The organism is Streptomyces adelaidensis, assembly GCF_016598475.1.
Lineage (GTDB): Bacteria > Actinomycetota > Actinomycetes > Streptomycetales > Streptomycetaceae > Streptomyces > Streptomyces adelaidensis.
The window spans coordinates 1-6,593 of record NZ_JAEMUX010000169.1 but is presented as its reverse complement, the minus strand read 5'-3'; the positions used below and the strand labels follow the sequence as shown (position 1 = coordinate 6,593).

Here is a 6,593-nt window from a genome sequence, read left to right as displayed (position 1 = left end):
CCCACTAATTCATCGACAGGCCCCACTTCATGGCCAGCCGCCTGAACCGCTCCTTCGCCACCGTCCACCGCAAAGCCCAGGACACAGCCCGCTCCCGCCTGCACGAATGGGCCGCGAGCGGACGCATCGACGGCTTCGCCCTGGCCTACCTCGGCATGAAGGACGACCGACTGCCCGCACCCCCCGCCGACCTCGTCCCCCGCACAGCGGTGGCCACCTACCCGACCAACTTCGCCGCCATGAGCCGCATCCACTTCGATGCCATCACCACCCGTGGCGAACAGCTCATGCGCACCGTTCTGCCGATGTACCTGCGCATCCCATCGCACTGACGCACGGCAGCGGGCACGGCCCTCCGGCGCGGGTGGTGGACGACCCGGACAGGACCAGATTCTCCCCCAGCCCAAACGGACCGAAGAGAAGGGCACTCCTGCCACTCTCTTCCTTGTTACGTGTCTCACCTGGCGACTTCATCATGCATTACGTGTTGAGTGGCGGGTTTCGTTACGTGTTGGGTAGAGTGGTCTGCGGGCGCCGGGGGCGTGAACTCGGAAGCCCGGTGGGTGCGCTGTGCCCCCTGCACCGGCCGTTTGTGCACAGGTAATCGTTTCGCTCCCGCCCTGCGTTCTGTCTGTCCCGCAGCCGGTCCTGGACCCGGCGGCTCCTGCGTTGCTGCTGCGTCCTGCTCTTGGAGAAGGTCCTGATGCCTGCTGGTTCCACTGTTCCCGAGCCGTCCGCTCCCGCGTTTGGGCCGGAGCTGCCCGTCGGCACACCACTGCGGGAGGCAGCCGACCGTACCGAGACGGTCGCGCCCGCAGATGCGACCTCGGTCCCCGCAGCTTCGGAGACTTTCACCAGGTCTGCCGAGATGGACTTGGCAGACCTGGAGGTGCTGGGGGTTTCGGAGGCGCGTACGCGCCTTTACCAACTGGTGGACGCTGCGCGGGACGAGGGCCGGATGGCCGTGATCGTGAAGCGGGATGCGAAGTCCCGTCATACCTACCGCGCCGCGCTGGTTCCGGTGTCCCGGCTGGATACGGCGTCGCGGGCCCGGCTTTCGGGATGGCCGTCGTGGGCGCGCACGGCGGCGCGCCCGAAACTGGGTGATCTGGCGGCGGCGGCGGGGGATTCGCCGGTGCGGCGGGGTGTGCCGCAGGTGCTTCTTGACCGTACGACGCCGCTCGCGGTCCTGGTGGAGGCCTCGCTAGTGCCGCCCGGTGACACCCTGGTTGCGGTACCCGACGACGCGCCCGCCCCCGTCCCCGCCGCCCCGGCGGATGCCGCGCCGTTGTCGCCTGCCACGCCCAGAGCGTGTGAGGGGCCGGCCGCACCCGCCGTCGGTCCGAGGCCTTCCCCGGCTGCCCCTGAGGCCGTACAGGGCCCGCTGGCCGCCGTACGCGCGGCCGGTCCGGCGGCCCCGGCTCTGGGCGCGGTGGCCGCCGATACTGCCCAGGTCGAGCCCGCCGTACGGTCCGCATCTGGCCAGAGCCCCGCTGTGCCGGAGGCCCTCGTTGAGTCCTCGGGCGGGGTCGTGGACGTGCGGACCGTGCCGGATGCCAGCGGGGAGACGGAGGGGTCCGTGCCCCGGCCGACGGGGCTCCGGCCGATGCGCTACCCGCGGGACATCGACGGGCTGAGCCGCCCTGAGGCCGCCGTCCCGGACGTTTCCAAGGTGCCGGTGCCGTCCGAGGCGGCCTCAGGTACTGCGCCAACTGCTGGGGAGGACACCGGCGCCGGCCCGGTCCCTGCCGGGCCCACCCCTACGGCGCCCTTGGCTGCTGGCGGTGGGGGTCAGCAGGGCGCCGGCCCGCGCGCGGCCGACCAGGAGGACGAGGCTGCCGCTGATCAGGACACCGGCCAGGACGGCCAGGCTGCGGTCCGTACGACGGCTGCAGTGTCCGGGGCGGCGATGTCGCCGGGGCCTCGTCGGTTGCACGGTTTGGGGGAGGTCGCCGGGCGAGCGCTGACGGAGGCTGTCGCGCCGTCGGCTGCGCCGCGGTTCGGGTTCGGTCTACGGGCTCTGGATGCCGTGCTGGGGAGTCTGCCGGTGGGGGTGTTGACGGTGGTGGCGGCCGAGCCGCACGTCGGCGGCTCGCTCCTGGCCGTGCACGCCGCCCGGCATACCGCCCTCACCCACCAGCTCCCCGTGCTGTACGCGGCGTCTGGGCTGTCGCGGACGGATGTGGCGATGCGGGTGATCGCGGCCGAGGCCGGGCTCGACTACCGGCGGCTGCGCACCGGCGCCCTCACTCCGGACGAGCAACAGGCCGCGGCCCAGGTCCAGGCTCGGCTGGCCGCTGCCGATCTGCACGTCGACGACGGCACCGGCCTGACCGCTGAGTTGATCGCGGAGACCGCCCCCTACGTCGAGGGCCTGGCCTTGGTCGTCGTCGACCGCTTCCAGCACGCGGCCGATCCGTTCATCCCGCTGTCCGGCCCCGCGCTGCCCGAGGCGGCCCGGGCGCTGGCACACCTGGCCCGCACCTGGAACGTGCCGGTGGTGGCCGTGCTCGATACCGCCGATGCCGACGCCTTGGCCGCGTTGGACGCCGCGCACGTCACCCTGACCCTGACCCGCACCGGCAACGGCGCCCAGGTGACGGTGGCCGAACGCGACTTCGGCGAGCTGACGACCGTGGCGCTGCGCGCCGATGTCGCGTGCGCCCGCTTCACCGACGCGCCAGCTCGCCCGCAGGACCCGAAGGCCGCGCACGCGTTCGGCGACGGCAAGGGCGAGAAGGCCACTGCCGACCCGGTCGCCGAGGCCGCTGCGGGCGTCGCCCTGCAGCCCGGTCCATCGCCGGCCGTCCCGGTGGCCGTGGGGATGGGGTTCGCGGCGGTGGAGGCCGAACTCCTCGACGCCGCGCTGCCGTTCACCTCCGGTGCCCGCCACGGCCTGCCCGCCCGCCTGGCGGGCGCGCTCGCCGCGCTGCGCGAGGCCTCCGCCGCGCCCGCCCGAGAGGGTGAACTGCCCGGGCTGCGCCAGGCCCTGGACGGCCTCGCCGCCCGCCGCCCACCGGTGCCGACCACACAGGAAGGGGAGCGCCTCGGCGCCGCGCTGGCCGCGTTCACTGCCGCTCGCCGCGATACCCCCACCAGCGCCACCGCCCCGGCACCGGCAACGTCGGCGGCGCCGCAGCCGGTCCCCGCCACCGGCACGCCGGAGGCAGGCCCCACTCCCGCCGCCGAGCCCGCCGAGCTCTCCGGTGCCGCCGAGGGCGCCCAGGCGGCCGATCCGGTCCGGAGGGTGCTCGAGGGGGTGGTCATGGAGGCGCCGTCGGCCTCTTTCAGCGACGACACGCCGCCGCCCGAGGACGCTCCCGGTACCGGCGGCCGGAACTACACCTACTTCCTCAACAAGATCAGCGCCGCGGTCGACCAGGCCCTCGACGAGACGCACGGCGACATCGAGGCCGCGGTCAAGATGCTGCAGAAGAAAGCCGTGCCGGACTCCATGGCCCTGTTCAAACTCACCCGGGTCGGAGCAAGTTACGTCCACACCGTTTATCCGCCCGCTCTGGATTTCCTCTCGAAACCCGGACAGGGCGAGGCCGACGGAATCTGGGAAGGCCGCCATAAATGGCGTAACGCCCCCCTCTACGAGGCCATCAAGAAGGGGGAGCACCACCCGCTGGACGTGGTCGGCCTGGACACCAACGCGGCCTACCTGTCGGCATTCAAGACGCACCTGCCCATCGGCGCACTCAAGCACGACCCCAACGGGGGCTACGACCGTCGGCGCGCCGGGATCCACCGCGTCGACCACTTCGTATGGCCCCACGCCCACCTGCCCAACCCGATCGGCAACCGCAAGGAGCCCGGCCCCTACCTCCTGGACGAGGCCACCGTCCGCCTCCTGATCCGCTGCCATGAACTCAAACTGAGCGAGGCGCCCCGGATCCTGGAATCGTGGACCTCCGGCGCCTCCGAAGCCCTCCTGGAGAAATTCCGCCGCGTCCTGCAGCAGGCCCGTCAGACCGCGATCGAAAACGAGGACTCGGCCACCGAGGAATACGTCAAGGCCATGTACTCCCGGTTCACCTCCACGATCGGCGAATCAGGAAAGAACCGCGAACTCCGCCGACCCGAGTGGGTCCACACCATCCGCTCTCAGGCCTTTGCAAGCCTCTGGCTGAAAGGATGGAAAGCCCATCAGGGGGACCTTATCCTGGTCCAGGCCTCCGGCGTCGACGAACTCCACGTCGCCGGAGGCGACTGGAAAACAGTCTGGGAAGAGGGCCGCAAGCCCACCCAGATGAAGGTGAAGCGCCTTTACACCCTCGGGGGGAATTAACCGATGCCGTACGACGACAGTGGCTGGAAGAATTTCGGCACCTACGGCGCGAACCGCTCCCTCGAAAACGTCCGCGGCGGCATCGCGCTCGGCCGCGCCCTGGAAGAGGCCCTGGAACGCCAGATCATCGACGGCGGCATCAAGTCCCCCGTCACCACCCCCCGCGGCCTCAAGGCACGCCTGAAGTACCTCCACAGCGACGCCGGCGTCGAGGCCCTGCGGCAGGCCGGGATCACCGTCAAGTCCCGTGCCCTGAAGAACTGGTTCGCCGGCAAGCAGAAGCCCAGCGCCATGAACCTCGAACTGGTCGACACCGCGTACTGGGCCCTGCGCACCCGGCGCATCCTGGACAATCCCGGGGCCTTCAAGCAGCACCTCAACAACAAGAGGAAGGGCACCGCGGTCGAGATCCACCCCGTCGACCAGTCCCTGGTCGACGAGCACGCCCGCCGGCCCAACCTCGAAGGCGAGCAGGCGCACCGCACCCTGCCCGCGGTGCGCTACATCTGGGACGACGCGGTCGACGCCATGGAAGCCGGCGACGAAGGCAAACTCGAAGAGATCTGGGACGACATCATCAGCGAACTCGACTCCGACTGGGGCGCCTACACCTATGTCTCTTACGTCGGCCTCGGCGCGTGAGGAAGGACCCGAGCACCCCTAGCGAGGATATGTGAGACCGGGCAGCCCCATGCTGCACCTGGTCTGTCGTATCCGTAGAGCGTGAGCCCGCAGGCATGGAAGAAAGCCTGTCGGCGGGCTGCATCGTCGCCGTCCTGGGGGACCAGGGCCAGGAACGTGTCGCCGACTCCCTGGCCCCGGCGGGCTATCTCGGTGATAAGTGCTCGGCCGACCCCAGTGCGACGATTAGTATCGGCGACGGCCATGGTCAAGACGAACGTCTGCTCGCCAGGATGGGCCTCCCGGCCTTCGTCGTGCCCGAAGTCGCAGTGAAGCCGGAACTCGGCGACCCCGACGATGGATCCGTGGAGCTCGGCCACGATGACGTCCAAGCCCTCGGGGTCGTAGAACCTGTCGCCTTCCAGATCGTTCGAGTGCAGCAGCTCCGCTACCACCAAGTAGTCGGCCTGGGCGATGTCACGGATGAGCGGCATGGACCGAGTATTCCGGGCAGCAGCGCGAATGCAGTACGCCCCTCCAGGATCAGGCTTCCTCACCGGCGTTGCCCCGCCGCGGTGGGTGCAACGGCTAGTACTCCAGCCGTAGATCGTTATGTGCCTTGCTCGGGACTGTCTGACGCTGGAGGAAACCAGGTGGCCTCGGCGCACCATCTGGGTAGAGTCGGGCAATGCCCGAGTTGCAGCGGCTGCATGCCGGCCATGCCCCGGCGGTCCTAGCCTTCGAGCTGGAGAACCGCGCCTACTTCGCTGCCTCGGTCCCCGACCGCGGTGACGACTTCTTCGACCAGTTCACCGGCCGGTACAACGCTTTGCTGGCTGAGCAGGAGGCCGGCATCTGCGCCTTCCACGTGCTCGTCGCCGAGGACGGCTCGGTACTCGGCAGGTTCAACCTGGTCGACATCGAAGACCACGCTGCGGAGGTCGGCTACCGGGTCGCGCAGCACGCCGTCGGCCGAGGCGTGGCGACCGCAACCGTCCGGGAGCTGTGCCAACTGGCGGCGGCCCAGTACCGGTTGCGCACACTGCGAGCGGCCACCGTTCGCCAGAATGCCGCGTCCCAAAAGGTGCTGACCAAAGCCGGGTTCGTCCCCCTCGGCCCCGCCGACCCGGCCCACCTTGGCGGTAAGCCAGGCACCTGGTACCAGCGCGACCTGGTGCACGCGATCTTGCCGGGGGACCGGCTGCGGGAAGGCCGCGGCCACCGCTGATCATCGGTGTGTGAAGACTAACGATCGTGCCTCTCACCCCGGCCGGTGCCGCTGACCGAGCTGGTGCGGGTCGCCGGATCCAGATGGCGGGTGGAGGAAACCTTCCAGAGTGAGAAGGGGCTGGCCGGGCTGGATGAGCACCAGGTCCGCCGCTACCCCTCCTGGGCCCGCTGGGTCACCCTCGCCATGCTCGCCCACGCCTTCCTCGCCGTCGTCCGCGCCGACGAACACGCCCGCCGTCCCGGACCTGCCGACCTGCTCCCGCTGTCCTGCAACGAGATCCAGCGCCTGTTCATCACGCTCGTCGTCCGGCCGGTCCACGACGCAGCCCACCGGCTCAGCTGGTCCGACTGGCGACGCCGCCATCAAGCCCGGTCCCGCACCAGCCATTATCGGCGACAGGCCGCATCCCAGACATGAAGATCACGATCTACAGCTGGAGTACTAGGC

At 70.2% G+C, this 6,593-nt stretch carries 5 protein-coding genes and 1 pseudogene; 5 read left to right on the top strand and 1 reads right to left on the bottom strand.

The window, feature by feature from the left end:
* Positions 1–29 precede the first annotated feature (29 nt).
* The 3 genes from I8N67_RS40645 (at position 30) to I8N67_RS40635 (ending at position 4,936) form a co-directional block, all read left to right on the top strand.
* Positions 30–332, top strand: coding sequence for a hypothetical protein (locus I8N67_RS40645; RefSeq protein WP_200309337.1), 303 nt, complete (start codon positions 30–32; stop codon positions 330–332).
* 536 nt (positions 333–868) lie between these two features.
* Positions 869–4,294 carry a DnaB-like helicase C-terminal domain-containing protein gene (locus I8N67_RS40640; RefSeq protein ID WP_200309336.1) on the top strand — a complete coding sequence of 1,142 codons (3,426 nt, stop codon included), beginning with the start codon at positions 869–871 and terminating at the stop codon, positions 4,292–4,294.
* Between the two features lie 3 nt (positions 4,295–4,297).
* On the top strand, positions 4,298–4,936 hold the full coding sequence (locus I8N67_RS40635; protein ID WP_200309335.1) for a hypothetical protein: 639 nt from the start codon (positions 4,298–4,300) through the stop codon (positions 4,934–4,936).
* Here I8N67_RS40635 and I8N67_RS40630 read toward each other — a convergent pair.
* A complete protein-coding gene (locus I8N67_RS40630) occupies positions 4,915–5,409 on the bottom strand; it encodes a GNAT family N-acetyltransferase (protein WP_200309334.1) in 495 nt (164 codons plus the stop codon). The genes I8N67_RS40635 and I8N67_RS40630 overlap by 22 nt on opposite strands.
* A gap of 194 nt (positions 5,410–5,603) precedes the next feature.
* On the opposite strand from I8N67_RS40630, the gene I8N67_RS40625 reads away from it, so the two are divergent.
* Positions 5,604–6,143 carry a GNAT family N-acetyltransferase gene (locus I8N67_RS40625; RefSeq protein ID WP_200309333.1) on the top strand — a complete coding sequence of 180 codons (540 nt, stop codon included), beginning with the start codon at positions 5,604–5,606 and terminating at the stop codon, positions 6,141–6,143.
* 51 nt (positions 6,144–6,194) lie between these two features.
* Positions 6,195–6,563 (top strand): annotated as a pseudogene (locus I8N67_RS40620) (IS701 family transposase); the annotation flags it as partial.
* Between the last annotated feature and the right edge of the window lie 30 nt (positions 6,564–6,593).